General features: G+C 73.8%; 15 protein-coding genes and 1 riboswitch. Of the genes, 8 read left to right on the top strand and 7 right to left on the bottom strand.

What is annotated here, in order from left to right; all coding sequences use genetic code 11:
• Positions 1–388 precede the first annotated feature (388 nt).
• A complete protein-coding gene (locus ACFWIA_RS30440) occupies positions 389–937 on the bottom strand; it encodes a MarR family winged helix-turn-helix transcriptional regulator (protein WP_387010474.1) in 549 nt (182 codons plus the stop codon).
• A 121-nt stretch (positions 938–1,058) separates the two neighbouring features.
• Here ACFWIA_RS30440 and ACFWIA_RS30435 point away from each other — a divergent pair, with 121 nt between their 5' ends.
• Complete coding sequence (locus ACFWIA_RS30435; RefSeq protein WP_387010477.1) at positions 1,059–2,387, top strand: MFS transporter; 1,329 nt, start codon at positions 1,059–1,061, stop codon at positions 2,385–2,387.
• Between the two features lie 87 nt (positions 2,388–2,474).
• Here ACFWIA_RS30435 and ACFWIA_RS30430 read toward each other — a convergent pair whose 3' ends face one another.
• Positions 2,475–4,130 (bottom strand): SpoIIE family protein phosphatase, encoded by a 1,656-nt coding sequence (locus tag ACFWIA_RS30430; RefSeq protein ID WP_387010473.1) that lies wholly within the window; start codon positions 4,128–4,130, stop codon positions 2,475–2,477.
• Positions 4,131–4,252: 122 nt separating this feature from the next.
• Positions 4,253–5,647, bottom strand: coding sequence for an NAD(P)/FAD-dependent oxidoreductase (locus tag ACFWIA_RS30425; RefSeq protein ID WP_387010472.1), 1,395 nt, complete (start codon positions 5,645–5,647; stop codon positions 4,253–4,255).
• 398 nt (positions 5,648–6,045) lie between these two features.
• Here ACFWIA_RS30425 and ACFWIA_RS30420 point away from each other — a divergent pair, with 398 nt between their 5' ends.
• Positions 6,046–6,939 (top strand): TetR/AcrR family transcriptional regulator, encoded by an 894-nt coding sequence (locus ACFWIA_RS30420; protein ID WP_387010471.1) that lies wholly within the window; start codon positions 6,046–6,048, stop codon positions 6,937–6,939.
• Positions 6,940–7,556: 617 nt separating this feature from the next.
• Positions 7,557–9,665, top strand: a complete 2,109-nt coding sequence (locus tag ACFWIA_RS30415; RefSeq protein ID WP_387010470.1) for a sigma-70 family RNA polymerase sigma factor — start codon at positions 7,557–7,559, stop codon at positions 9,663–9,665.
• 31 nt (positions 9,666–9,696) lie between these two features.
• Here the strand turns inward: ACFWIA_RS30415 and ACFWIA_RS30410 are convergent, their stop codons facing one another.
• Positions 9,697–11,817: an asparagine synthase-related protein gene (locus tag ACFWIA_RS30410; RefSeq protein ID WP_387010469.1), complete on the bottom strand. Its 2,121-nt coding sequence runs from the start codon at positions 11,815–11,817 to the stop codon at positions 9,697–9,699.
• A 1,046-nt stretch (positions 11,818–12,863) separates the two neighbouring features.
• Between ACFWIA_RS30410 and ACFWIA_RS30405 the strand changes: the two genes are divergently transcribed.
• From ACFWIA_RS30405 to ACFWIA_RS30390, 4 genes are all read left to right on the top strand, one after another.
• Entirely contained in the window at positions 12,864–14,288 is a 1,425-nt protein-coding gene (locus ACFWIA_RS30405; protein ID WP_385488739.1) for an MFS transporter, read from the top strand.
• 116 nt (positions 14,289–14,404) lie between these two features.
• Positions 14,405–15,649 (top strand): L-2-hydroxyglutarate oxidase, encoded by a 1,245-nt coding sequence (gene lhgO, locus ACFWIA_RS30400; RefSeq protein ID WP_387010468.1) that lies wholly within the window; start codon positions 14,405–14,407, stop codon positions 15,647–15,649.
• A 220-nt stretch (positions 15,650–15,869) separates the two neighbouring features.
• Entirely contained in the window at positions 15,870–16,592 is a 723-nt protein-coding gene (gene trmB, locus ACFWIA_RS30395; protein ID WP_387010476.1) for a tRNA (guanosine(46)-N7)-methyltransferase TrmB, read from the top strand.
• Between the two features lie 82 nt (positions 16,593–16,674).
• A complete protein-coding gene (locus tag ACFWIA_RS30390; RefSeq protein ID WP_387010467.1) occupies positions 16,675–18,228 on the top strand; it encodes a PrsW family glutamic-type intramembrane protease in 1,554 nt (517 codons plus the stop codon).
• A gap of 27 nt (positions 18,229–18,255) precedes the next feature.
• Here the strand turns inward: ACFWIA_RS30390 and ACFWIA_RS30385 are convergent, their stop codons facing one another.
• Positions 18,256–19,677: a hypothetical protein gene (locus tag ACFWIA_RS30385; protein WP_387010466.1), complete on the bottom strand. Its 1,422-nt coding sequence runs from the start codon at positions 19,675–19,677 to the stop codon at positions 18,256–18,258.
• Between the two features lie 87 nt (positions 19,678–19,764).
• Here ACFWIA_RS30385 and ACFWIA_RS30380 point away from each other — a divergent pair, with 87 nt between their 5' ends.
• Positions 19,765–23,427, top strand: a complete 3,663-nt coding sequence (locus ACFWIA_RS30380) for a hypothetical protein (protein ID WP_387010465.1) — start codon at positions 19,765–19,767, stop codon at positions 23,425–23,427.
• A gap of 67 nt (positions 23,428–23,494) precedes the next feature.
• Here ACFWIA_RS30380 and ACFWIA_RS30375 read toward each other — a convergent pair whose 3' ends face one another.
• Positions 23,495–24,439: an aldo/keto reductase gene (locus ACFWIA_RS30375; RefSeq protein ID WP_387010464.1), complete on the bottom strand. Its 945-nt coding sequence runs from the start codon at positions 24,437–24,439 to the stop codon at positions 23,495–23,497.
• Between the two features lie 262 nt (positions 24,440–24,701).
• On the bottom strand, positions 24,702–25,808 hold the full coding sequence (locus ACFWIA_RS30370; protein ID WP_387010463.1) for a M23 family metallopeptidase: 1,107 nt from the start codon (positions 25,806–25,808) through the stop codon (positions 24,702–24,704).
• Between the two features lie 11 nt (positions 25,809–25,819).
• A riboswitch (cyclic di-AMP (ydaO/yuaA leader) is annotated at positions 25,820–25,963 on the bottom strand.
• Between the last annotated feature and the right edge of the window lie 183 nt (positions 25,964–26,146).

Raw genomic sequence — 26,146 nt, 5'->3', positions numbered from 1 at the left:
AGGAACGGACGCTTCCTTTGTACTCACTCCAGCCATTCGGCTGAGGCTTTCCTCCGGGCGCTTCCCTTCGGTGTTTCCGACTCTATCAGATCTTTTCTGACCCGATTCCCGGCCGGCGGGATTTCCTGCTCTGTCTTCCCGGCCTCGCGGCCGTTCCGACGTTTCAAACTCTAGCGGGTTTTCCCGGAGACTCATAATCGAGTGCTTCGGGCCCATGGAAATGAAATTCGGGCATGCCGAAAAAACTATCCCGTGGGAGGCCGTGCAAAGAGTTTGGTTGCCGCTGGTGCGGCGGGAGGTGCCGTCGCAGAACCGTTAAGGCTCGGTGACAACCCGGAGAACCTTACGGATCGGCGGAGCGGCTGTCAACCGGCGCAGGTCAAGATCTTCAGTCGAGGTCGGTGAGGCGTCCGCCCGCGTCCGGCTGGGCGTGCTCCACCCGGCGCAGGAGGCGGGTGAGGACCTCGCCGAGGACGGTGCGCTCCTCGGTCGACAGGTCCTGGAGCAGGTCTTCCTCGAAGACCGCTGCCAGCTGCATGGCCTCCAGCCACTTCTCGCGGCCGTGGCTCGTCAGCTCGATGATCACGCGGACCCGGTTGGTCTCGTCGCGCTCGCGGGTGACCAGACCTTCGCCGACCATGCGGTCGATGCGGTGGGTCATGGCGGCGGGAGTGAGTCCGAGGCGCTTGGCGAGGTCGCCGGGTCCCAGTTGATAGGGGGCGCCGGAAAGGACGAGGGCCTTGAGGACCTCCCATTCGGCGTTGCTCATGCCGAGGGTCGCGGTCTGGCGGCCGTAGGCCACGTTCATACGGCGGTTCAGGCGGCCCAGGGCCGAGACGATCTTCTCGACCTGGGGGTCGAGGTCCTGGAACTCGCGCTGGTAGGCGGCGATCTGTTCGTCGAGGCTCGGCTCGCCCTCGGCCGGGGTGTGAGGCATGGCCGCAGTATGACACGAACCCACTTGGCGTTGAAGTCCTTCTGTGTGTATTGTTAAGCCTCAAACTTTAGCTTCTAAGTCTTCATCTCTAAGTCTAAGGCAGGTGAAAGTGAGCAGGGCGATGGGCGCGGCGATGCGCCGGATCCAGACGGGGAGCGCGCTGAGTGCGTTCGGCATCGGGTTCACGGTTCCGTTCCTCTATGTCTATGTGGCGCGGGTGCGGGAGCTGGGGCCGACGACGGCGGGACTGGTGCTCGCCGCGTTCGCGGTGGCCGCGTTGATCGCCCTGCCCTTCGTCGGCCGGGTCATCGACCGACGGGGGCCGCTGCCCGTACTGGTCGCCGCGTCGGTGACGGCCTCGGTGGGTGCGCTCGCCCTCGGCATGTCGAGCACCGCGGCGACCGCGGTGCTCTCCGCTGCGGTGCTCGGTGCGGGAACCGCGGTGATGCAGCCGGCGCTGGCGACGATGATCGTGTGGTGCTCGGAGCCGCAGCAGCGGACCCGAGCGTTCGCCACGCAGTTCTTCCTCCAGAACCTGGGCCTGGGCGTCGGTGGGCTCATCGGCGGGCAGATCGTCGACGAGCACCGGCCGTCCAGCTTCACCACGCTGTTCCTGATCGAAGCCGTGATGTTCCTGGTGCTCGGAGCGATCGCCGCCGGGGTGCGGATGCCCAAGGGCGAGGGGCTGTCGGGCGGCGCCGTGCAGGGTGGTCAGCGCGGGGGCGGACTGCGGACGCTGCTCAAGCACCGGGCGATGGTGCAGCTGATGGTGCTGGGGTTCGTCCTGTTCTTCGCCTGCTACGGACAGTTCGAGTCGGGCCTGTCGGCGTACGGCGTGGAGGCGGCGGGCATCTCGCCGTCGACGCTGGGCATCGCCCTGGCCGCGAACACCGCAGTGATCGTCATCGCGCAGTTCGCGGTGCTGCGGTTCGTCGAGTACCGCAAGCGGTCCCGGGTGATCGGGTCCGTCGGACTGATCTGGGCGGTGGCGTGGGCCGCCGCGGCGTACGCGGGGCTGGGGAACGGGAGCCAGGCGATGGCGACCGCCGCGTTCATCTCCACCTATGCGCTGTTCGGGCTCGGTGAGGCGCTGCTGTCGCCGACCGTGGCGCCGTTGGTCGCGGACCTCGCGCCGGGCGGCATGGTGGGCCAGTACAACTCGGCCTTCGCCCTGGTGAAGCAGTTGGCCCTGGCTGTGGGTCCGGCGGTGGGCGGCCCGATGGGCGCCTCGCTGCACGGTCCGTACGTGGTGACGTTCTTCCTGTTCTCGTTGGGCATCACCTATCTGGCGGTGCGGCTGGGTCGGGAGCTGACCCCGGAGCAGAACCAGCCGTCGTTGGTGGCGCCCCGGGTGGTGGCGCTCGGCAAGCCCGAGCAGGTCGGCACGCCCGAGCAGGTCGGCACGCCGGAACGGGTCAGTGAGCCGGGGCAGGCTCCTGCGGCGGTGTAGGGGTCGGGTCGGTTTCGCAGCGGCGGTGTTCCCGGGTGTGTGCCCGGGGACACCGCCGTTTCGCGTGGCCGGTGGGGTGGGGGTGGGTCAGGTGGTGGGGAGGGTGAACTCGCACCAGACGGCCTTGCCTCCGCCGGGGGTGCGGCGGGCGCCCCAGGCGGTGGCGATGGTGGCGACGATCGCGATGCCGCGGCCCGCTTCGTCGGCGGGTTCGGCGCGCCGGCGGCGGGGGAGGTGGTCGTCGCCGTCGGTGACTTCGATGATCAGGCGGCGGTCGGTGCGGCGCAGCCGCAGTCGCATGGGTGGGGTGCCGTGTTGGAGGGAGTTGGCGACGAGTTCGCTGGCGGCGAGGACGCCCAGGTCGTGCAGGTCGGGCGGGAAGCGCCAGCTGGCGAGGACGCCGGAGGCGAAGGCCCGGGCCCGGGGGGCCGCCTCGACGCCGCCGAGGAGTTCCAGGGCGGCGTTGCGGAACAGTTCGCCGTCGGGGCCGGTGCGGGCCGGGTGCTGGAGGACCAGGACGGCGACGTCGTCGTCGTGGTCGGCGGTGACTCCCGCGGTGCGGACGAGTCGGTCGCAGACCACCTGGGGGGTGCCGGTGGCGCCGGCGAGGGCGCGTTCCAGGGCGGAGACGCCTTCGTCGATGTCCTCCCCGCGGCGTTCGACGAGGCCGTCGGTGTAGAAGACGGCGGTGGAGCCGGGGCCGAGGGGGACGGTGCCGGAGGTGTGGAGCCAGCCTCCGGTGCCCAGCGGCGGTCCGGTCGGTTCGGCGGCCCGGTGGACGGTGCCGTCCTCGTCGCGGACGAGGATCGGCAGGTGGCCGGCTGAGGCGTGGACGAGGGTGCCCTCGTTGGGGTCGTGGACGGCGTAGGCGCAGGTGGCGATCTGGTTGGCGTCGATCTCGGTGGCGAGTCCGTCGAGGAGTTGCAGGATCTCGTGGGGCGGGAGGTCGAGGCGGGCGTAGGCGCGTACGGCGGTGCGCAGTTGTCCCATGACGGCCGCGGCGCGCACGCCCCGGCCCATGACGTCGCCGATGACGAGGGCGGTGCGACCGCCGCCGAGGGTGATGACGTCGTACCAGTCGCCGCCGACGGCGGCTTCGGTGCCGCCGGGGTGGTAGGTGGCGGCGACCCGTAGGTCGTCGGGTTCTTCCAGTTCCTGGGGGAGCAGGGAGCGCTGGAGGGTGACGGCGGTTTCGCGTTGGCTGCGTTCGCCCGCCCGGAGGCGTTCGGCGGCTTCGGCGTGGTCGGTGACGTCCGTCGCGAAGATCATCACGCCGTTGTCGTGGCCGCCGTCGTGGTCGGTGCCGGGGATGGCGAGGGGGGTGCAGGTGAAGGTGTAGGAGCGGCCGTCGGGGGCCTTGCGGGACTTGACGGTGCGGGGTTTGGCGCTGCGCAGGACCTGGTCGAGGAGGGGGAGCAGGCTGAGTTCGTCGAGTTCGGGCATGGTCGCGCGGGCGGGTCCGCCGGTGGTGCGGTCGCCGAAGGCGGTGGTCCAGGCCTCGTTGACGTACAGCAGGTGGTGGTCCGGGCCGTGGAGGAGGGCGACGAGTGCGGGGACGCGGTCCAGGGTGTCGTTGACGGCGAGGGCCGCGAGGGTGGTGGCGGCGGGGCCGGTCGGGTGCTCGGCGCGGGCCGCGGGCAGGGGGCTGTCGCCCCGTGGTGCCGGGGAGGCGCTGTGTTCGGTCCGGGCGGCGGCGCGGCGCTGCGTTCCGGGGAGCCGGGCGCTCCAGCGCGTGAAGTTCACTGGGTAGAAGCCTCGTGGGGTCGAGGGGCGGGCGGGCCGCCCGTGGGTCGCGGGAGCCAGTCTGACCGAGGGATCCGACATTCGTCAGACGTCGGGCGGTCGGGGTGAGTTCCGCGCCGGGGTCAGGACGACCCCTTCGGGTCATCGGGCGGGGTGCGTCCCGCTGCGCGTTCGAATTCGGCTCGGGGGTGTTCGAGGGAGCCGAGGGAGACGATCTCGCGGGTGAAGAGGCCGCCGAGGGTCCATTCGGCGAGGACGCGGGCCTTGCGGTTGAAGGTGGGCACGCGGCTGAGGTGGTAGGCGCGGTGCAGGAACCAGGCGGGGTAGCCCTTGAGCCGGCGGCCGTAGAGGTGGGCGACGCCCTTGTGGAGGCCGAGGGAGGCCACGGAGCCGGTGGTGCGGTGTGCGTACGTCTTCAGGGGGCGTCCGTCGAGGGCGGCGGTGAGGTTGTCGCCGAGTACCCGGGCCTGGCGCAGGGCGTGCTGGGCGTTGGGGGCGGTGTACGTGCCGGGGGCGGTGACGTCGGGCACTGCTGCGGCGTCACCGGCGCCCCAGGCGTGGGGTGCGCCGTCGACGGTCAGCTGTGCGGTGCATGCGAGCCGTCCCGAACCGGTCAGCGGGAGGTCGGTCGCGGCCAGCAGGGGGTGCGGTGCGACGCCGGTGGTCCAGACGAGGGTGCGGGTGGGCAGTCGGGAGCCGTCGCTGAGGGCGGCGACCCGGCCGGTGCAGTTGTCGAGGCGGGTGCCCAGGCGGACGTCGACCCCGCGTCGTCGCAGTTCGCTGAGGGTGTAGCGGCCGAGGTCGGGGGCGACTTCGGGGAGGATGCGGTCGGTCGCCTCGACGAGGACCCATTTCATGTCCTCGGGGGTGAGGTTGTGGTAGTGGCGCGCGGCGTAGCGGGCCATGTCCTCCAGTTCCGCGAGGGCTTCGACGCCGGCGTAGCCGCCGCCCACGAACACGAACGTGAGGGCGGCGTGGCGGACGGCGGGGTCGCGGGTGGAGGAGGCGATGTCGAGTTGTTCGATGACGTGGTTGCGCAGGCCGATGGCCTCTTCGACGGTGCGGAAGCCGATGCCGTTCTCGGCGAGGCCGGGCACGGGGAGGGTGCGGGAGACCGATCCGGGGGCGAGGACCAGTTCGTCGTAGGTGACGGTGGTGGTTCCGGTGCCTTCGTCGGCGGTGGCGAGGGTGCTGATCGTCGCGGTGCGCCGGGTGTGGTCGACGGCGTGCGCCTCGCCGATGACGACGCGGCACCGGTCGAGGACCCGGCGGAGGGGGACGACGACGTGGCGGGGGGAGATCGAACCGGCGGCCGCCTCGGGGAGGAAGGGCTGGTAGGTCATGTACGGATCGGGGGTGACCACCACGATCTCGATCTCGCCGCGCCTGATCCGCGCCGCGAGGTTCCGCTGGAGGCGCAGGGCGGTGTACATCCCGACGTACCCGCCGCCGATCACGAGGACGCGGGTGGCGGGCGTCGGTCCGGGGGGTGTGCCCGGGGGGTTGGCGGCCTTCACCCACCCATGACGCAACGGGCTCGGGAGTTTGTCCACAGGCTGAGCAATTTGTGTGACCGGAAGTCGGCGGGAAGACGTCAGGAACGGGCCATGCGGGGTGCTCGGCGTGTCGGCCGTGTTTTCTGTGGATGTGCAGGTCAGGGCAGGGGGGCGCGGTCGGGGTCACCCCCCAATAGGGGCGTAAGCGGGGCGTACTCCGATCGGGCGGAACGTGTGGCGGAACGTGCCCCTTCTGAATCGCCCCCTGCTCAACTATGTTCGTGTGATGTCGGGGTGTCGGGGGACACACTCGACGGGCCCACCCACGGGGGCCCGTCCCACGCGCTCGGTCCCTCCTGCCCCGGCTGCCGACGGCGGGGAGAGTCTCCGGGGGGAGACGTCTGAATCCGGGGGAACACATGCATACGCAGGATCAACAGTGGACGAACGCGCCCACCATGACGGCGAGTACGCCCGGGGGGACGTCCGGTGCGCCGGCGGGCGGCCTGGTCCGGGGGGCTTCGGACGGGGGGCGCACGGCGCCGTTGCGGGTGGACGCCCAGCGCAATCTGGAGCACGTGCTGCGCGCGGCGCGCGAGGTGTTCGGCGAGTTGGGGTACGGGGCGCCGATGGAGGACGTGGCCCGTCGGGCCCGGGTCGGCGTCGGCACGGTGTACCGGCGGTTTCCCAGCAAGGACGTGTTGGTGCGGCGGATCGCCGCGGAGGAGACGTCCCGGCTGACCGATCAGGCGCGGGCGGCCCTGGGGCAGGAGGAGGAGCCCTGGTCGGCGCTGTCGCGCTTCCTGCGGACGTCCGTCGCCTCGGGCGCGGGGCGGTTGTTGCCGCCGCACGTGCTGCGGGTGGGCGTCGACGAAGAAGGCACGGCGGGCGCGGCGGACACGGCGGGCGCGCCCGCCGAGGGTGCGGGGCCGGCTCGTGAGGAGTGGGACGAGGCCCGGGTGCCGCAGCAGCGCAGTGCGGGCGGCGGGGAGTCGGTCCTCGGGACGGCGGGGTCTTCCGGTGTGACGGAGACGGTCGGTGTCACGGGGGCGGCCGGGTCCGACGAGGCTTCCGTCGGTGCCGCCGAGCCGTTGGGCGGGGACACCGGGGTCGGTGCGCTGCTCGACGTGGTGGGGCGCTTGGTGGAGCGGGCCCGTGCGGCCGGTGAGTTGCGGGGGGACGTGACGGTGTCGGACGTGCTGCTGGTCATCGCCACGGCGGCCCCGTCGTTGCCCGACCCGGCCCAGCAGTCCGCGGCTTCGGCGCGGTTGCTGGACATCCTGTTGGAGGGGCTGCGGTCGCGGCCCTCCTGACGGTCGGCGGGGTCCGGGCGGGGCCCTCGTGTTCGGCGGGTGAGCGGGGCGACCCAGGGGGCGGCCCCGCTCCCGTCCGATGGGGGGTGCGGGCGCTCGACGGCGACCCGTGGGAGTAAACCGGCCAAAAGCCGGATCGGGTACGAGCGGCGATTTTCGGGCACGCGTCACCAAATCCCTGTGTGCTTTGGGCACTTGACACTCGCGGCCGAAAACAGCTGGCCGGAACTGGATGCCTCGGATGAGTGGCTGACGGGGTGATCCCCTGAGGCCGTGACAGCGGTGTGGCACCCTTGCCCGGTGGGCGTAGAGTGTGCGGGCGGGTGCTTTCCGTGATGGACGTGGACGGGCCGGAAGAGCCGAGAGGCGGCGGGACCAACGGTTCCGCGGCGCGTCAAGTGCCCAGCCAGGGCGGCCCGAACGGACCGGGCGGGCCCGGCAGAGCGGGCCGGAGCGCGACGGGTGACGGCTCCGGCGCCGACGCGACGGACGCGGACGGCGCGGACGACGGCATAGCGAATCGGGCGTCCGACGCGCCCCCTCGTACCGGCACGACGCCTTCCAGCACCACACCAACCTCCGTTGCCACGCCAGCCACCAATGTCGCGCCGTCCCCGGTGGTCCCGGCTCCCGTCGAGACGCCTCCCGTCGACAGCGCTCCCGGGGAGGGGCCCGCGACCACCGCGCCGCGGGCGACCGGACCGTCGACCGTTCCGCTGCCGGCCGTACCGGCGCAAGCCGCACCGCCACCGGACGTCGCGCCCCGGGCCGCCGCGGCACCGGGCACCCCGTCACCGGGCGGGACCGCCGTCGCCGGCGTCGAGGCGGGGGTGCCGCAGCAGCGGGAGCCGCGCAGGGCCCGGCGCGGGGAGCACGCGGCGGACGAGCCGGACGGGCCGGCCGCCTCCCCCGACCTACCGGCCGCGGACGCCGACCTGATCGGGCGGATGCGCGCCGGCGACGACTCGGCGTACGAGGAGCTGTACCGCCGTCACGCGCAGGCCGTGCGCCGGTACGCACGCACCTGCTGCCGGGACGGGCACACCGCGGACGACCTGACGGCCGAGGTGTTCGCGCGGATGCTCCAGGCGGTGCGCGGCGGCTCCGGCCCCGAGCACGCGGTGCGGGCCTACCTCCTCACCACGGTCCGACGGGTCGCGGCCGCCTGGATGAAATCGACCAAACGCGAACAATTGGTGGACGACTTCGCGGTGTTCGCGGCGCAGGCCGCGCGCGGCTCGGAGGCCGCCGACGACACGGCCGTGGACGAGGGCGCCGACGTCCGGGCCATGCACGAGGCCGAACGGTCCATGGCGATGCGGGCGTTCCGCAGTCTGCCCGAGCGGTGGCAGGCCGTGCTGTGGCACACCGAGGTCGAGGACGAGTCGCCGAGCGAGGTCGCCACGCTGTTCGGGCTCGACGCCAACGGCACCCGGGTGCTGGCCAGCCGGGCCCGCGAAGGGCTCAAGCAGGCGTACCTCCAGGCCCATGTCAGTGAGGCGCTGACCACCAACGAGGAGTGCGCGCGGTACGCGGACCGGCTCGGTGCGTACGCCCGGGGCGGGCTGCGGTCGCGGGCCGAGCGGGGGCTGCGCAAGCACCTGGAGGAGTGCGTCAAGTGCCGGCTGGCGGCCGGACAGATCAAGGAAGTCGCGGGCGGCATCCCGGCGGTCGTGCCCATCGCGGTCATCGGCTGGTTCGGTGCTGCCGGGTACGCGAAGGCCGCGGCGTTCGTCGGGGGCGGCGCGGCGGCCTCCGCGGCGAGCGGGGCCGCTGCCGCCACCGGTTCCGGTGCGGGCGGCGGCGGGGGGTCGGCCGGGGGCGGCGGTGTGCTCTCCGAGGCGGTCGGCGGGCCGGTCAAGGCGGGCATCGGGGCCGCGGTCGCCGTCGCGGCGGCCGTGGCCGTGGCGTTCGCCCTGGTCGGCGGTGAGGCGTCGCAGCCGGACCGGCCGCGGGCCAAGCCGCCGGTCTCGCAGCCCGGTGAGGCGCCGCCCGTCGCCGCGCCCGCACCGGCGCCCCGGCCGCCCCGGCCCGCGCCCGTGGTGCCCGTCGAGGAACCGGAGCCGGCGGCCGAGCCGGAGCCCACCCCCGAGGAGCCCGCTCCGAAGTCCCCCGCTCCTGAGGAACCGACTCCCTCGGCACCGTCGCCGACGCCCTCGCCGAGTCCGTCCCCGTCGCCCGAACCGAGCGCACCCGCGCCCGAGCCGACCCCGTCCACCGAACCGACGCCGCCACCGGAGCCGACGCCCACCCCCTCGGTCGAACCACCGACCCCTTCGGCCGAGCCGCCGGCCCCGGTCGTCTACGAGTTGAGCGACCTCGCCTATGCGGGCACCGGCGACGGGACGGGGCCCGAGTTGCGTCCCGGGGAGAGCAGTTGGGTGTGGCAGCGGCACGGGCTGGCGATCGGCGGACAGTCCTACGCGCGCGGGGTGACCGTGCACGGGCAGTCGTCGGTGACCGTCGACCTCAACCGCGCGTGCCGGGCCTATGACGCCGTCGTCGGGGTGGACGACCTCGCGCTGGGGGTCGGCAAGGTCCGGTTCTCCGTCCACGCGGACGGGGCGCAGCTGTGGACGTCCCCGTTGTTGGAGGGCGGTGCGCCGGGCGTTCCGGTGCACGTCGACCTGACCGGGCGGTCCACGATCCGGCTGGTCGTCGAACCGCACTCGGTGTTCGACGTGTTGGTGCTGTCCGACTGGGCGCAGTCCCGGTTCAGCTGCTGACGGGCGCCCGCCCGGTGCGCGGGGGCGCGCGTCAGGGGCGGGCGGCGGTGCCGAGGGCGCCGCGGGCGGCGACGACCGTGCCGGTGGGCACCGCGCGCTGTCGGGCGGGCGTCCCGGTCCAGCAGGTGCCGCGGCGGGCGAGCAGCCGGCGGAGCCAGAGTTCGACGGAGACCAGGTCGGCGAGGCCGTCCAGCGGGAGGGGTTCGCCCTCGGCGGCGGCCCGGAGCGCCTTGCGGACGACCCGGGCCTCCACGAGTCCGGCGTCGGCGAGCAGCGGGGTGTCGAAGAGCGCCATCAGATCGGGGAGGGCGACGTTCAGTCCGGTGCGGGCGGCGGTCGCCTGGGGGGCGTGCGAGGGGGTGCCCCAGCCGGGCGGGAGGTCGGTGACGCCGGCGCCCTCCAGGACGCTGCGCAGGATCTCGGCGCGGGCCCCGGGTCGTACCCGGAGGGCTTCGGGCAGGGCGCGGCAGGCGCGTACCACCTGGTTGTCGAGGAAGGGGGCGTGCAGGCGTTGGAAGCGGATCTCGGCGGCCTGTTCCAGGATGCGCAGGTCGGCGGCGTGGCGGGCGAGTGCGGCGCGGGCCCGGAAGTCGCCGGGGCGTTGGCCGGGCCCGGGGCCGGGGCGGCTCGCGGCGCTGTGGATGCGGCCGGAGACCTCGGCGAGCGCTTCCCCGGTGAGCCAGCGGGCGGCGGGTCCGGGTCTGGCCCAGGTGAGGGCGGCGAGGGAGGCGCCGACGGGGCCGGGGGGTTCGTCGAGGCGGCGGCGGAGCAGTTGTTCGGCGAGGCCGTCGACGCCGGTGCGGTAGGAGGTGCGGGCGAGGCGGCGGGCCGCGCCGTACACGCGGGCGGGGACGAGGACGGAGACGGAGCCGTCTGCCTTGCTGAGGGCGGCGACCGGCCGGACCAGGTGGCGGCGTTTGCGGTCGAGGAGGAGGTCGGCGAGGCGGGCGGGGTGGGCGTCGAGGACTTGGCGGGCGCCGTGGCCGGTGAAGTGGTCGGCGCTGCCGGAGGCGAGGCGGGCGCGGTGGCGGGCGGCGGTGGTGAGGGAGGGGCCGGGTTCGTCGGTGAGGGGTCCTTCGAGGTCGACGTAGGGGAGGGCTTCCTCGCCGCCGGTGACGACGACGTGGTGCAGTCGGGGGTCGGCGGCGAGGGCGCCGGCGCGGGCGAGTTCGTCGCCGGGGCGTTCGCCGGGGGCGGCTCCGGCGCGGGCGGCGAGGTCGTTGAAGGTGACGGCGAGGAGGCGTTCGCCGGCGCCGGTGCCGTGGCCGAGGACGGTGCCGGGGACGCCGGGGAGTCCGGCGGCGAGGAGGGCGAGGGTGGCGGAGGCGGGGCCGCCGGAGAGGTCGGCGCCGATGCCGGGGGCGGGGGTGCCGCGGGCGGCGCGCCGCTCGGCGGGGCCCATGCCGGGTACGGGTCCGGGGTCGGTCATCGCGGCGGGGACGTGTCGGGGGGCCGAGAGGCGGGCGCGTACGGCTTCGACGAGGGCGTCGCGGACTCCGTCGACGGCGCTGGTGGCGTCGGTGGGCGGGGCGGCGACGGCGAGGGAGGTGACGGGGTCGTAGCCGGCGATCTCGCGGGCGCCCTGGCGGAGGATCAGGGCGTGGCCGGGCGGGATGCGGCGCACTCCGAGGTAGGGGGTGGAGTCGTGGAGGGCTTCGGGGACGTCGGGGGCGGCGAGCAGGGCGGCGAGGTGGCCGATGTCGAGGTGGGCTTCGACGAGGTCGGCGAGGGGGAGGGCGGCGGTCGCGTAGGCGGTGCCGTCGGACCAGGGGGTGTGGAAGACGGGGCGGGCGCCGGCGAGGTCGCCGGCGACGGTGATCCGGCGGCCGGCCTGGACGACGGCGGTGTAGCTGCCGGACCAGGCGGTGAGGTGGCGCAGGGCGCCGCCGCGGGCGGCGATGAGTCCGAGGCGGAGTTCCTCGTCGGTGGCGCCGCAGGTGCCGAGGACGGCGAGTCGGGTGCGGGGGTCGACGGTGACGGTGCGGATCTCGTCGGGGCGCCAGTCGCCGACGGCCCAGAGGGGGTCGGGGTCGCCCCACAGGAGTTGGGAGCCGACGGGTTGGACGGTCTCGCCGTCGGGTCCGGTGGTGCCGGCGCCTTCGGGTCCGGACGTGCCCGCGGTGGCCGTGCTCCACCCCACCAACCACCGCATCGTCGCCTCCACAGGCTGTGGACAACCAGTGCACCGTACGAACCGGGGACCATGCTGCCACGAAGCGGGTGCTCGGGATTGCCGTCGCGGCGGCTTGCGCCCTTGCGGCACGCGCCCCCGGTGAGCGCCGTGCGGGCCCTTCGCGCCCCTCGTGCGATCCCCGAGCGCCCGGTGGTGGGCGTCCGCTGCTGGTGGCACGCACGGGTCGCGCGGTGTTCCGGGCCGCTGCACTGACGGTACGTCACGTCCCGTGCCACAGCGGCCTGGTGGGGCGGTCGGGCAGCGGGTGGGTCCGTAGCTCGACGGTGCGGGTCGGCCCGTGGGGGGAGACGCATCCGGACCCACTCGGGATGCTCGCGGGGGCCGAGCGGGTGTATGCGGGCTACCGGGGGGTACGGTTACCGGCCCCGGTCGCGCACGGGCCCCGAGCGCGTGGTCACGCGCCCGGCGGAGCCGGAACCGCGCCGGAACCGCGGTGCGGGAGGGGCTGTTGATCGTGGTGCGGACGGCCGCCACCGCTCCGGTGAGCGGGTGGACAGGAGGTCGATAGCGGCGATTTTCGGCCAACTTGGCACGCTCAGCCCGCCGAAGGACCCCAATGCGGACCGTTACGGGCACAACGCACAGTCCGGGAGGTGGTGTTCACCTCCCGGACCGGTCCGCCACCCGCGGGGATGAAGGCGGCGGTGTCCCCCAGCCCACTGGAACCAGTTCAGCGGGCCGACCCACGCACCATCCATGGAACCCATCCGTGTCTCGTGGGAGAAGAGCGCACGGACGGGCGCACGGCCACACGGATGGAGCACGCGGTGACCGGGGGGCGGACGCGGCACGCGCCACAATCTCGCCATCCGGAACTATGCCTCTTAACGCATGGGATGCGCCGAACTACGCTGTGTGTGTCTGTGTTTCACAGGGGCATATACCTCTGGGTACGGCCATCCGCTCATGCGGGGAGCCACCCGGGGCGTGCTCCCGGGAGGCACGGCGCGAATGCCGCGCGGTCACCACCGCCGCGGCAGCCGTCTGTGTCGAGGGGTGGCGCAATGTCCAGGGAGCAACGCGGGCCGAACGAGAAACTCGGCGCCGTTCTCGCCCTCGCGGGAATCAGCAACGCCGGGCTCGCCCGGCGGGTCAACGACCTGGGCGCCCAGCGCGGGCTGACGCTCCGCTACGACAAGACCTCCGTGGCCCGTTGGGTGTCGAAGGGCATGGTGCCGCAGGGCGCCGCCCCGCACCTGATCGCGGCGGCCATCGGACAGAAGCTGGGCCGACCGGTGCCCCTGCACGAGATCGGCCTGGCCGACGCCGACCCGGCGCCCGAAGTGGGCCTCGCGTTCCCCCGTGACGTCGCCGCGGCCGTGAAGTCGGCGACCGAGCTGTACCGGCTCGACCTCGCCGGCCGCCGGGCCGGCAGCGGCGGCATCTGGCAGTCGCTCGCCGGCTCCTTCGCGGTGAGCGCCTACGCCACGCCCGCGTCCCGCTGGTTGATAACCCCGGCCGACTGCTCCGTGGCACGGGACGCGAGCCCGGCCGAGGACAGCGCCTCGGCCCTGAAGGTCGGCCACAGCGACGTGACCAAACTCCGCGAGGCCGCGGAGGACGCGCGCCGCTGGGACTCCAAGTACGGCGGCGGCGACTGGCGTTCCTCCATGGTCCCCGAGTGCTTAAGGGTGGAGGCGGCTCCCCTGCTGCTGGGCTCCTACTCCGACGAGGTGGGCCGCGCCCTGTTCGGCGCCGCCGCCGAACTGACCCGGCTCGCGGGCTGGATGGCCTTCGACACCGGGCAGCAGGAGGCCGCCCAGCGCTACTACATCCAGGCGCTGCGCCTCGCCCGCGCGGCGGCCGACGTGCCGCTCGGCGGGTACGTGCTGGCGTCCATGTCGCTCCAGGCGACGTACCGGGGCTTCGGCGACGAGGGCGTGGACCTGGCGCAGGCAGCCCTGGAACGGAACCGGGGCCTGGCCACCGCCCGCACCATGAGCTTCTTCCGGCTCGTCGAAGCGCGGGCGCACGCCCGCGCCTCGGACGCGCAGGCCGCGGGGGCGGCGCTCAAGGCCGCCGAGGGCTGGTTGGAGCGTTCCCGGGACGGCGACCACGACCCGTCCTGGCTCGGCTTCTACTCGTACGACCGGTTCGCCGCCGACGCCGCCGAGTGCTACCGGGACCTCAAGGCCCCCCGTCAGGTGCGGCGCTTCACCGAGCAGGCCCTGTCGAGGCCCACCGAGGAGTTCGTCCGCTCGCACGGGCTGCGGCTCGTGGTGTCGGCCGTCGCCGAACTGGAGTCGGGCAACCTCGACGCGGCGTGCGCCCAGGGCGTGCGCGCGGTCGAGGTCGCCGGGCGGATCTCCTCCGCCCGCACCACAGAGTACGTACGGGACCTCCTGCACCGGCTGGAGCCCTACGGGGACGAGCCCCGGGTGGTGGAGCTGCGGGAACGGGCCCGTCCGCTGCTGATGGCGCCGGCGTAGCGCCCGCTCGCCCACGGGCCGGCGCGCCCCCGCTGCCGCCCCCGTTCCCGTCCCGTCCCGACGTGACCTGTGTCAAAGCCGGCCCCGTCGGGTTTGACGCCCCTGTCAGTGGCGCAGTGCATTATCGGGAGCGGGAGGTGAGGCGCGTGGTGGCGTACGACTGCGAGGTGCTGGTGATCGGCGGCGGGATCGTCGGGCTGTCGACGGCCCGTGCGCTCACCCGGGCCGCGCCCGGCACCAGGGTCACCGTGCTGGAGAAGGAGCCGGGCCCCGCCCTGCACCAGACCGGCCGCAACAGCGGGGTGATCCACAGCGGGGTCTACTACCGCCCCGGTTCCCTCAAGGCGCGGTACGCGGTGGCGGGCGCCGCCGAGATGGTGAAGTTCTGCGCCGAACACGACGTCCCCCACGAGGTCACCGGCAAACTGATCGTCGCCACCGCCCGGCAGGAGCTGCCCCGGCTGCACGGTCTCGTCCAACGCGGCCGGGAGAACGGCATCCCCGTGCGGGAGCTGGGCCCCGCGCAGATCACCGAGGCCGAACCGGAGGTGCGGGGGATCGCCGCGATCCACGTCGGCACCACCGGGATCTGCGACTACGGGGCGGTCGCCCGCCGGCTCGCCGAGCTGTCCGGCGCCGAGATCCGCTACGGCGCCGAGGTCGTCCGCATCGACCGCCGCCCCGACCGCGGGGTCGCCGTGCGCACCGCGGCCGGCGAGGTGGTGCGCGCCCGGGTCCTGGTGAACTGCGCGGGACTGCACTGCGACCGGATCGCCCTGCTCGCCGGCGACGACCCGCAGATGCGGATCGTCCCGTTCCGCGGCGAGTACTACGAGCTGGCCCGACCCGAGCTGGTGCGGGGCCTGGTCTACCCGGTTCCCGACCCGGCGTTCCCGTTCCTCGGGGTGCACCTGACGCGCGGCGTCGACGGCGGGGTGCACGTCGGACCCAATGCGGTGCCGGCGCTCGCCCGCGAGGGCTACGACTGGGGCACGCTGCACCCCGGGGAGCTCGCCGGGACGCTCCTGTGGCCCGGCTCCTGGCGGATAGCCGGCCGGCACTGGCGCTACGGCGGCGGCGAGCTGCGCCGCTCGCTGTCCAAGAAGGCGTTCACCCGGGCGGTGCGGCGGCTGCTGCCCGCCGTCACCGACGACGACCTGCGGCCGACCGCGGCCGGCGTCCGGGCCCAGGCCGTGCTGCGGGACGGCACCCTCGTCGACGACTTCCTGCTGCGCGAGGGCCCCCGTACCGTCCATGTGCTGAACGCGCCCTCGCCCGCCGCGACGGCCTCGCTGCCGATCGGCCGGGAGGTCGCGGGGCGCGCGCTGCGGATGCTCGAAGCGGCGGGCGCCCGCCGCTGACCCGGACGGCACGACCCCGGTGCGCCCCGGTGGACGGTGGGGGTGGGACGCACGGGACGCGGGGGTCGGTCGGGGGCTCCGTAGAATCGCTGTCACTGTGTCCGAGCATGACGAATCACCCCAGACGCCCCGGCCGGCCCCGCCCGCCGGGTCCGACGCGCCCGCGGCCACCGACGCCGGGGCCGAGGCCGTCGCACCCGGCCGGCCCGCCCGCTCGCGGATGTTCCCGCCCGGCGAGGGCCCCGCGCCCGACCCCGCCGGGGCGCACTTCGACCGCCGCATCCGCAGCTTCCAGCCGCGCCGCAGCCGGGTCACCCGGGGCCAGGAGGACGCGATCCGGCGGCTGTGGCCCGCCTGGGGCCTCGACGTCGACGGCAGCCGCGTCCTCGACCTGGACGAACTGTTCGACGGACTGCCCGTCGTGCTGGAGATCGGCTTCGGCATGGGCGAGGCGACCGCACGGATGGCCGCCGCCGACCCCGGTACCGGAATCCTCGCCGTCGACGTGCACACCCCCGGCCAGGGCCATCTGCTGGGCCTCGCCGAACAGGCCGGACTCACCAACGTACGGGTCGCCAACGGCGATGCGATCATCCTGCTGACCAGCATGATCCCGCCCGCCGCGCTCGCCGGGCTCCGGGTGTACTTCCCCGATCCCTGGCCCAAGAAGCGGCACCACAAGCGACGCATCATCCAGCCGGAGTTCCTCACCCTCGCCGCGAGCCGGCTGAAGCCGGGCGCCCTGCTGCACTGCGCCACGGACTGGGAACCGTACGCCGAGCAGATGCTCGACGTGCTGACCGCGCACCCCGACTTCGAGAACACCCGGGCCGACGGCGGCTTCGCCCCGCGGCCCGAGTTCCGTCCCCGCACCCGGTTCGAGGGGCAGGGACTGGACAAGGGGCACCTCGTGCGCGACGTCCTGTTCCGCAGGTCCGCCTAGGCAGGTCCGGCCGGGCACGCGGGGTCGTTCGTGCGCCACGCGGCGTCGCGCGCGCGGCGGGTGGAGCCTTAGGGTCGGGGCAATGGCCCTCACCCCTGTGCACCGCCCGACCGGGGACGACGACCCGTCCGGTCCCGCGCGTGCGCCCGCCGTCGTGCCGGACCACCCCGCCGGAGCCCCGGCCCCCGTCGCCGCCCCGGCCCCCGTCGGCCCGACGGCCCCGCCGCGGGCGCCCTGGTGGCGACGGCGCGGCGTACGGATCGGCGCGCTCACCGGGGTCCTCGCCCTGTGCGGGGTCGTGCTGTTGGCGCTGGTGCGCGAGCAGACCGGGAACGAGGGCTTCCTGGTGGGGCTCGGCCTGGCGGTCCTGCCGGTGCCGCTGCTGGTGGCCGCCTTCCGCTGGCTCGACCGGGTGGCCCCGAGGTCCTGGCGGGACGTGGGCTTCTGCTTCGCGTGGGGTTCCTGCGCCGCGGCGCTGATCTCGATCGTGGCCAACAGCTTCGCCACCCACTGGATCGCCGACCGGACCGCGGACCCGGACGGCGCGGACACCCTCGGCGCCACGGTGATAGCGCCCGTGGTCGAGGAGTCCGCGAAGGCCGCCGCGATCCTGTTGATCTTCCTGTTCCGGCGGCGGGGCCTCACCCGGCTCGTCGACGGACTGGTGGTCGCCGGGATCACCGCGATCGGGTTCGCGTTCGCCGAGAACATCCTCTACCTCGGCACCGCCTTCGACACGGACCGCAGCAACGGGGACGCCGGGCTGGCCTCGATGACCGCGCTGACGTTCTTCGTCCGGGTGGTGATGTCACCGTTCGCCCACCCGCTGTTCACGGTGCTGACCGGCATCGGCTTCGGGCTGGCCGCGCAACTCCCGCCCCGGCTCCGGGTCCGCCGGGCGCTCGCCCCCGCCGCGGGACTCCTTCTCGCGATGGGGTTGCACGCGCTGTGGAACGGGTCCACCACCTTCGGGGACTTCGGGTTCTTCGTGGTGTACGGGGCGGTCATGGTGCCGGTGTTCGGGCTGCTGACCTGGCTCGCCGTCTGGGCCCGGCAGCACGAGCTGCGCATCCTCCGCGAGGAGTTGCCCGGGTACGTGGCGGCGGGCTGGCTCGGTCCGCCGGAGCCGGTGGCCCTCGGTTCGCTGCGGGCCCGACGGCTCGCCCTGGACCACGCCCGGCGCCACGGCGGCCCCGCGACGCGGCAGGCGGTGCGCGCGTACCAGGAGTACGCGACGGCCCTGGGGTTCCTGCGGCACCGGGGCGACCGGGGCGGGGCGGGCGCCGACTTCGTCGTCCGTGAGCGGGCGTTGCTGGACGCGCTGTGGGAACTGCGGCGGTGGGCGCGCCCCTCGCTGGCCCATGCCGCCTTCATGACGGCGCCCCGCGCCCTCGGCTACCCGCCGTACGGGCACCCCGCGCCGTACGGAGCCCCCGCGGGTCCCGGGTACCCGACGGCGTACGGGCACCCCGCGCCGTACGGAGCCACCACCGCGTACGGGCCCGCCGCGTACGGGACCCCTACGGCGTACGGCGTTCCGGTGGGGTACGGGTACCCCACGGCGTACGGTGTCCCGCCGGGGCAGCAGCCGTACCGTGCCCCGGGTCAGGGCCCGTACGGTCCGTACGGGCCCTGACCGGGACTCCGGCCGGGGGGACGGCTCCTACCGGACCTCCGTACAGTCACCGTTGCGGACGTACACGCCCACGCGGGCCTGGTTCGCCGTCCGTTCCGTGCAGAGGGTGAAGAAGTCGGCGAGGACGGCCCGCTTCATCGCTTCCCCGGCCGTCGCGTCCGGCGCTCCGCCCTCCCGGTCCTGGACCACCACGACCCGGCCCTCGTGGTGCAGCAGCCGGTCGCGGATCTCGGTGGGTGAGTCCTCGACGCCGTAGAGGGTGTGGGAGGCACGGGGCGAACTCCGCAGGGAGAGGTCGGTCAGTCCCGCGACCGCCTCGGGGTGCGCCAGTGTCCAGGCCCGCCGCTGCATCGGGGTGAAGAGGATTCCGTCACCGGGCCGTGCCGTGCTCCGCACCAGTTCGGACACCGCGGTGACATCGCTCTTGCGGCTCTCGGGCGACCGCAGCGCAGGGCCGAGGACGATCAGCGAGGCCACCGCGGCGCCGGTCGCCGCCAGGGCGGTGACTCCCGACCAGTGGTGGTCGAGGGCCGCGCCCAGCAGCAGGGCCAGCCCGACCAGGTAGGGCAGCACGTAACGGTCGACGAAGAGCGGATGGACGAACGAGACCGCGAGCAGCAGGCCCATGGGCAACGTCAGCAGGGGGAGGGCGACCGCCCGGACCCGTGCCCCGCCGGGCGTGCGGGCGCAGAGCCAGCCCACCAGGACCAGGGTCGCGAAGAAGACGAGGTCGCCCGTGTCCGGGGCGGCGATCCAGTCGACCTGCGCGGACTGGGTGGTGCTGTGGACGACGAGCGGGGACAGCACCGCCCCCACGGCCAGTGCGGCGAGGGCCCAGCCGCGTGATCGGGTCCCGCGCACCGTCACCCCGTGCGCGACCAGTGCCAGGACGGCGAACTCGTGCATCAGGCAGGCCGCCAGCATGACCACCGCGTAGGCGCGCCAACGGCGTTCGTCCAGGAGCAGGGTTCCGATGGCGACCAGAGCGCACACCAGGGCGTAGGAGCGGCCCTCCTGTGCGTAGCGCTGGGCGTCGGGCAGCAGGGGCAGCACGAGCCCGGCCAGCAGCCCTGCGCGGGGGCCCGCCAGACGGCGTCCGAGCAGGGCGACCGCGGTGGCCGTCGCACAGATCCCGAGCAGGGAGGGCAGTCGGAGGGCGAGGAGTCCGGGGCCGAAGACCTCGAACACCCCGTGCATGAGGAGGTAGTACAGCCCGTGCACCGCGTCGACGGTGGTGAGGGTCTGCCAGATCTCCGGCACGCTGCGCAGGGCCATGGCGTGGGTGACCGCCTCGTCGCCCCACAGGGTTCCCTCACGGCGGATGCCCCACAGGCCCAGGGCGCACGCCAACGCCGCGGGAGCGAGGGCGACCACCCGGCGGGAGGGCACTCGGCGGGAGGGTGCCCAGGGCGGGGCGGGGCGGATGACGGGAAGCGCGTTGTCGATCATTCCCCCAGCTCACCGGCCGGTGATTTGACTGACAGGTCCCCCGCCCGTACCAATCAATTCACCACGGAGGAGGGGGCGGACCAGGGGATGGGACGTCAGGAGAAGCCACTCGACCCGGGGGCGGGGCCGCTCCAGTCGTTCGCGCATGAGCTCCGCGCGCTACGGCGGGCAGCGGGCAGCCCCACGTACCGGGTGATGGCCGCCGGTTCCCCGTACTCCGCCTCCACCCTCTCGGCGGCGGCGGCCGGTGAACGTCGCCCTTCCCTGCCCGTCACCCTCGCCTACGTCCTGGCCTGCGGCGGTGACCCGAAGGAGTGGGAGGGGCGTTGGCGGGAGGCGGTCGCCCGGGAACCGGCCCTCCCGGACGTCCTCGGCGGCCACCCCCCGTACCCCGGTCTCGCCCGTTACGACACCGCGGACCGGGCGCACTTCTTCGGGCGGGACGCACTCGTTGCCGAGGTGCTGCAACGGGTCAGGAGCAGCCGGTTCACCGCGCTCGTCGGGGCCTCGGGGAGCGGGAAGTCCTCGTTGTTGCGGGCCGGTCTGGTGCCCGCGTTCCAGGAGTCCCCGGGAGACGGGTCGGGGGCCTGCGTGATCCGCATCCTCACGCCCGGGCGGCTCCCGGCCCGTACCCATCGGGAGTTGTTCACGGCCGGGGCCCTGGTCCTGGTCGACCAGTTCGAGGAGGTCTTCACCCTCTGTCGGGACCCTGTGGAGCGGTCCGCCTTCATCGCCCTGCTGACCGGGACCGACGCGCGGGTGGTCATCGCCGTGCGCGCCGACTTCTACGGCCGGTGCGCGGAACATCCCGCGCTCGCCGCCGCGCTCCAGGACAGTGCGCTCCTCGTCGGCCCGATGACGGCCGAACAGCTGCGGGAGGCCGTGGTGGGCCCCGCTGCGGCGGAACGACTGATCGTGGAACGGTCCTTGACGGCCCGGATCGTCGCCGAGGTCGCGGGTGAGCCGGGTGGTTTGCCGCTGATGTCGCACGCACTGTGGGAGACCTGGCGCCGACGACGCGGGCGAACGCTCACGGAGTCCGCGTACGAGGCGGTCGGCGGCATCCAGGGCGCGATCGCGCATACGGCGGAGGAACTGTTCCGTGCGTTCAGCACCGACGAGGCAGGAGCGGCCCGTTCCCTCCTGTTGCGACTGGTGTCCCCCGGTGAAGCCACCGAGGACACCCGACGTCCGGCCAGCCATGCCGAGTTGGTCCGGTCTCCCGTCGATGCCCGGGTACTGGAACGGTTGGTCCGGGCCCGTCTGCTCACCGCCGACGACGGCACGGTCAACCTCGCGCACGAGGCGCTGATCACCGGCTGGCCCCGGTTGCGCAGGTGGATCGAGACCGATCGTGAGGTGCTTCGGCTGCACCGCGGGCTGACGGAGGCCGCCCGGGTGTGGGCCTCCTTGGACCGGGACGAAGGTGCGTTGTACCGAGGCGCCCAACTGGAGGCGGCCCGCGAGACGTTTCACGTGAAACACCGTGCAGTGGACACCGGACTGACCCTTCTGGAGCGGGACTTCCTCACCGCTTCCCTCCACGCCCAGGGTGACGCGCTCCGTTCCGCCGCCCGCACCGCCCGCCGGCTGCGCGCCCTCACCGTGACCCTGTCCGTACTGCTCTGTCTCGCGGTGATCGCCGGACTGACCGCCTGGCACCAGAGCCGTGTCAGCGACCGCCGCGCCTTCGAGGCGGAGGCCCGGCGGATCGCTGACACCGCGGAGGCCATCCGGTCCGTCGACCCGAGGTTGGCGATGCGGCTCAGCCTGGCGGCCTGGCGGGTGGCTGACCTACCGGAGACCCGGGAGGCGTTGTTCGCCGCTGCGGCACAGCCCGAGGAGGCCGCCTACAGTCCGATCATCTCCGGGTTCACCTCGGAGGACCCGGGCGTCTGGGAGCGGTACAGCGCGGACGGCGAGGCACTGGTCAGCATCGGACCGAAGCGCACCGAGCGCTGGGACGTGGCGGCGGAGGACTACGACGAGCAGCCCGGCCTGGGTGAACACCTCCGAGGGGTGGTGGACGTCAGCTCCGACCTACGGACCGTCGCCGTCGCCACCGCGGACGGGGTGCGCCTCTGGGACCTCGCCGCCGGCCGGTTCACCACCCCGGCGTTCGGCCCCGGTACCGGGAAGACCGATGGCGAACTCGCCGCCAGTGGACGGTTCCTCGCCACCCACTCCCGGCACGGCCCGCTCCGGCTCTGGTCGACCACCACCGGTCGTGAGGTGTTCCGCACCACCGACCGCTCGGCCGAGATCCAACGGCTCCAGATCTCGCCCGACGACCGGCTGTTGGCGTACTGCCCCGAGGAGGGCCCGCTCCAGCTGTGGGACATCCGGGAACGACGGAGGTTGCCCGCCCGTTGGACGACCCCGGGCGACTGTCAGCAGGACGAACCGGTGTTCACCCCGGACGGACGGGCGCTGGCCTTCCCCAGCGAGACCGGGGTGCGGGTCCGGGACGCACGGTCCGGCCGGGAGCGGCTGCGCATCGCCACCGTGGGTACGCCGAGCGTGGCGTTCAGCGCCGACGGCGCACACCTCGCGACGCTGGTGCGCGGAGTGGTCGAACTCCGGCGAACCGCGGCCCCCGCCGCACCCGTCCTGCGGGTACCCGCGACCGGCACGAGGGCCTTCGACCTGCGGCTCGACACGGCGGCGGGGCTCATCCGCTACCGGGAGGGCGCCGCTCCGCGTCTGACGGTGCGCACCCTCCGCTTCGACACCAGGCGGCTGCGCGCCGCGGAGTACCCCCTCATCAGCGGGGCGGAGTTCAGTTCCGACGGGAACGCCCTGGTGACCACGCGACCGGGCCGGTTCCAGCTGCGGGACGCTGCGGGGAAGCTCCGCCACGACCTTCCGGCCCCGGCCTCCTGTCAGGACCGCTGTGACCGGGTGCTCGGTTTCCAGGGTGACGGTCAGCGCTTCGCCCATCTGGACACCGGGGGACGGGTGGTCGTTCGGGACACTCGCAGCGGGACGGCCACGGCAACGCTGCCGCCACGCTCCGACGTCAACGGCGTGGTGCTCCAATGGACCGGCTCGCAGGTGGCCGTGTCCCGTTCCCCGTCGTCCGGCGACGTCATCGAGTCCGCCCCCTTGCTGCCCCAGCTCGGGCCGCCCGTCTGGTCGGCGGTGCACCGGGGCGACGACACCGGCATCCTCCTCATGAGCGCGGCGGGCCACCCCCTCATCACGGAGCACCGCCGACGACTCGACCCGGACATCGAAGACGTGGCCCATCTGATGGAGGGGGAGGGGCAACCGCAGGCCATGGCGTTCACCCCGCACGACCGGGGGACGGCGATGGCGATGGTCGACACGACCGGCCGGATCACGCTCTGGGACGTACAGGGCTGGTTCCGGCTCGCCGTGCTCGCCCCGGGGGACGAGGACCCCGTTCCGTCCACGGGTCCCGCCCGGCAGACCCTGGCGTTCTCCCCCGACGGCCGCACCCTCGCCGCCGGGGGCGCCGACGGCTCGCTACGGCTCTGGGACCTCTCCTCACCCCGGGGAAAGGGCCTGCGGCTCCCCCGCGCCGACGGCCCCGTACTCGCCCTGGCCTTCACCTCGGACGGCACCCGGCTCAGGGTGTCCACTCCGCATGTGGCGTCCCGTACCCATGAACTCTCCCCGGAGCGGGCCGCCGAGACCATCTGCGCGCGGGTGTCCGACCCGCTGTCGACGTCGGAGTGGAAGACCCATCTGCCCGACGTCCCGCATCGCCGGACCTGCCCGGCCTAGGAGTCGCCCGTCCCTCCTCGGCCGCCCGGACGGCTCGGACGGCTCGGACGCAGACTCAGACTCAGACTCAGGCGGACGCCTCCGTCAGCAGCGAGAGTTCCGCGTCCGTCAGCTCCAGGTCGGCCATCGCGAGGAGGGCGGTGAGCTGTTCGGGGGTGCGGGCGCTGGCCAGCGGGGCGGCGATGGTCGGGCGGGAGGCCAGCCAGGCGAGAGCGATGGTGGCGAGCTCGGCGCCGCGGTCGCGGGCGACCGTGTCGAGGGCGGCGAGCACCCGCTGACCGCGCACGGTCGTCAGATGGGCGCCCGCCGAACCGGACCGCGCGCTGTCGATGCTCGCTCCGGGCCGGTACTTGCCGGTGAGGAAGCCGGAGGCGAGGGCGAAGTAGGGCACGGACGCGAGCCCGTTGCGGGAGGCCACCTGCTGGAGACCGCCCTCGTAGGTGTCCCGGGAGACGAGGTTGTACTCGGGCTGGAGGACGGCGTACCGGGCCAGGCCCTCGCGGTCGGAGAAGTCGAGGGACTCCTGGAGCCGTTCGGGAGTCAGGTTGGACGCGGCGACGGTCCGCACCTTGCCCGCGGTGACCAACTCGTCCAGGGCGGTGACGATGTCCTCGACCGGGACGGAGACGTCGTCGAAGTGCGTGTAGTAGACGTCGATGTAGTCGGTGCCCAGCCGGGTGAGGGACGCTTCCGCGGCGGCCTTGATGGTGGTGGGCGACAGGCCCTTGTAGGCGGGGTGGGCGCCGACCTTGGTGGCGACGACGACCTCGGCGCGGTTGCCGCGCGCGGCCATCCAGCGGCCGATGAGGGACTCGGACTCGCCGCCCTGGTTGCCGTCCGCCCAGACGGAGTAGGAGTCGGCGGTGTCGACGAAGTTGCCGCCGGCGCCCGCGTAGGCGTCGAGGACGGCGAAGGTCTGGGAGGTGTCCGCGGTCCAGCCGAAGACGTTGCCGCCGAGGGCGAGCGGGAAGACATCGATACCGGACGGGCCCAACGGGCGCAGAGTGGTCATGGCCCCAGTCAACACCGTGCCCCCCGCGGCCCCTTCCCGGGGACCGGCGGCCCTGACGTCGGAGGGTGAACGCCAGGACCGTCGGCACCCGGACGTGGGGGATGACCCGTCTCAGGTCCGGGCGCCGCGCAGGACACGAGCGGTGCCCGGCCCTCGTGGGGGACGGGGGTACGGGGTGTGCGGGCGGGGTGCGCCGGAGCGCCGGAGCTTCGTACGGCGCCGCCCGGCCCGCGTCACCGCGGCCCGCCCGTCGACCGGTCGACTAGAGGCTGAGGCCCTTGCCGCGCAGGTAGGCGGCCGGGTCGATGCCCGCGCTGCCGCCGCCGGGGTGGACCTCCAGGTGGAGGTGGGCACCGGTGACGTTGCCGGTGCCGCCGACGCGGCCGATGACCTCGCCGGTGGAGACCTTCTGACCGACGCTCACACCGATCGACGACTGGTGGGCGTACCAGAGTTCGGTGCCGTCGTTGAGGGTGAGGACGGTGCGGTATCCGTACGAACCGGACCAGCCGGCCTCGGTGATGGTGCCGCTGCCGATGGCCTTCAGCGGGGTGCCGGTCGGGGCGGCGAAGTCGAGGCCCGTGTGGGAGCCGGAGGACCACATCGCGCCGGACTGCCCGTAGGTCGAGGTCAGCGTGTACGAGGAGAGCGGGAGGGAGAAGCTCTTGGCGAGCTTGGCGATGCGTTCCCGCTCGGCCTTGGCCTTCGCCGCGGCAGCCGCCTTCGCGCGCTCGGCCTCCTTCTTCTTCCGCTCCTCTTCCTTCTTGGCCTTCGCCTCGGCTTCCTTCTTGGCCTTGGCCTTCGCCTCGGCGGCGGCGGCGTCCTTGGTGGCCTTCTCCGCGGCGGCCTTCTCGGCGGCGGCGCGGGTGGCGCTCTCGGCCTGGTCCTGCTGCTGTTCGGCCTGCTGCATGATGCGGGCGCGCAGGGCCTCGCCGGCGTCGGTGGCGCCCTCGGCGGTGTCGGCGCTGGTGACGCCGGCGCCGGTGAGCGGGGCGACGGCGGGTGCGGCGGCCTGGGTGGCGGTGTCCGCGGAGGAGTCGCCGGGCATGATCGAGCCGATGTCGGGCATCGATATCTTCACGGCCGGCTTGCCGCCCTGCGCGGTGGCGATGCCGCCCGCGCCGACCGCGGCGATGACGCCGACGCCGAGGACGGTGGAGCTGCGGGCGAGTCCGCCGCGCTGCTTGGCGACGCGGTGCCGACCGCGCACGGGTCGGACGGTGTCGGCGGTCGGGTTCCAGACCTCGCGGGTCTCGCCCTCGGTCACATCGGGTCCGTAGACCCGGCCGTAGGGGGAGGTGGAGGGGGCCCCGTCCTCGGCCGATTTCGGCACGTAGGGAGCTTCGGGGGCAGGCCGATTGGACGCCACTGAGGCGTACTCCTTTCCTTCCTTCTCGCCTACCGGGTTAGCTGACGGGTTCGGAGCAGGAAGGTCTCCTACGGGCGTCCTTGAGAAGAGGCTGCCCGATTCACCCCATGGTGGTGGTTCCCCGGTTCCCTTGCGGGATTCGGCGCGTGCGCACGGAGCCGACTCTGGTGACGGCTGGGACGACCGCGCTGCGTTATCGAACGTTAATAGACCCGGGGGCCGGATTCCAAGCGCTTCCAGTTGATCGTTCCCGCCGATGGCAGGGACTTATCGGGGCACGGGCGGGCGGAACAGGGCGAGTTGACAGTTGGACAATATTCCCCGGAGCAGAGAACTTT

Source organism: Streptomyces sp. NPDC127068 (assembly GCF_042724695.1).
Taxonomy (GTDB): Bacteria; Actinomycetota; Actinomycetes; order Streptomycetales; family Streptomycetaceae; genus Streptomyces.
Note: the sequence above shows the minus strand (reverse complement) of the source record. Positions and strands in the feature narration are given on the sequence as shown.

Excerpts from the sequence above, each read along its gene's own strand:
- ACFWIA_RS30390 (WP_387010467.1), top strand. The coding sequence starts at position 16,675 with ATGGCCCTCACCCCTGTGCACCGCCCGACCGGGGACGACGACCCGTCC.
- ACFWIA_RS30405 (WP_385488739.1), top strand. The coding sequence starts at position 12,864 with ATGTCCAGGGAGCAACGCGGGCCGAACGAGAAACTCGGCGCCGTTCTC.
- ACFWIA_RS30375 (WP_387010464.1), bottom strand. The coding sequence starts at position 24,439 with ATGACCACTCTGCGCCCGTTGGGCCCGTCCGGTATCGATGTCTTCCCG.
- ACFWIA_RS30440 (WP_387010474.1), bottom strand. The coding sequence starts at position 937 with ATGCCTCACACCCCGGCCGAGGGCGAGCCGAGCCTCGACGAACAGATC.
- ACFWIA_RS30380 (WP_387010465.1), top strand. The coding sequence starts at position 19,765 with ATGGGACGTCAGGAGAAGCCACTCGACCCGGGGGCGGGGCCGCTCCAG.
- ACFWIA_RS30420 (WP_387010471.1), top strand. The coding sequence starts at position 6,046 with ATGCATACGCAGGATCAACAGTGGACGAACGCGCCCACCATGACGGCG.
- ACFWIA_RS30385 (WP_387010466.1), bottom strand. The coding sequence starts at position 19,677 with ATGATCGACAACGCGCTTCCCGTCATCCGCCCCGCCCCGCCCTGGGCA.
- trmB (WP_387010476.1), top strand. The coding sequence starts at position 15,870 with ATGTTCCCGCCCGGCGAGGGCCCCGCGCCCGACCCCGCCGGGGCGCAC.
- ACFWIA_RS30410 (WP_387010469.1), bottom strand. The coding sequence starts at position 11,817 with ATGCGGTGGTTGGTGGGGTGGAGCACGGCCACCGCGGGCACGTCCGGA.
- ACFWIA_RS30435 (WP_387010477.1), top strand. The coding sequence starts at position 1,059 with ATGGGCGCGGCGATGCGCCGGATCCAGACGGGGAGCGCGCTGAGTGCG.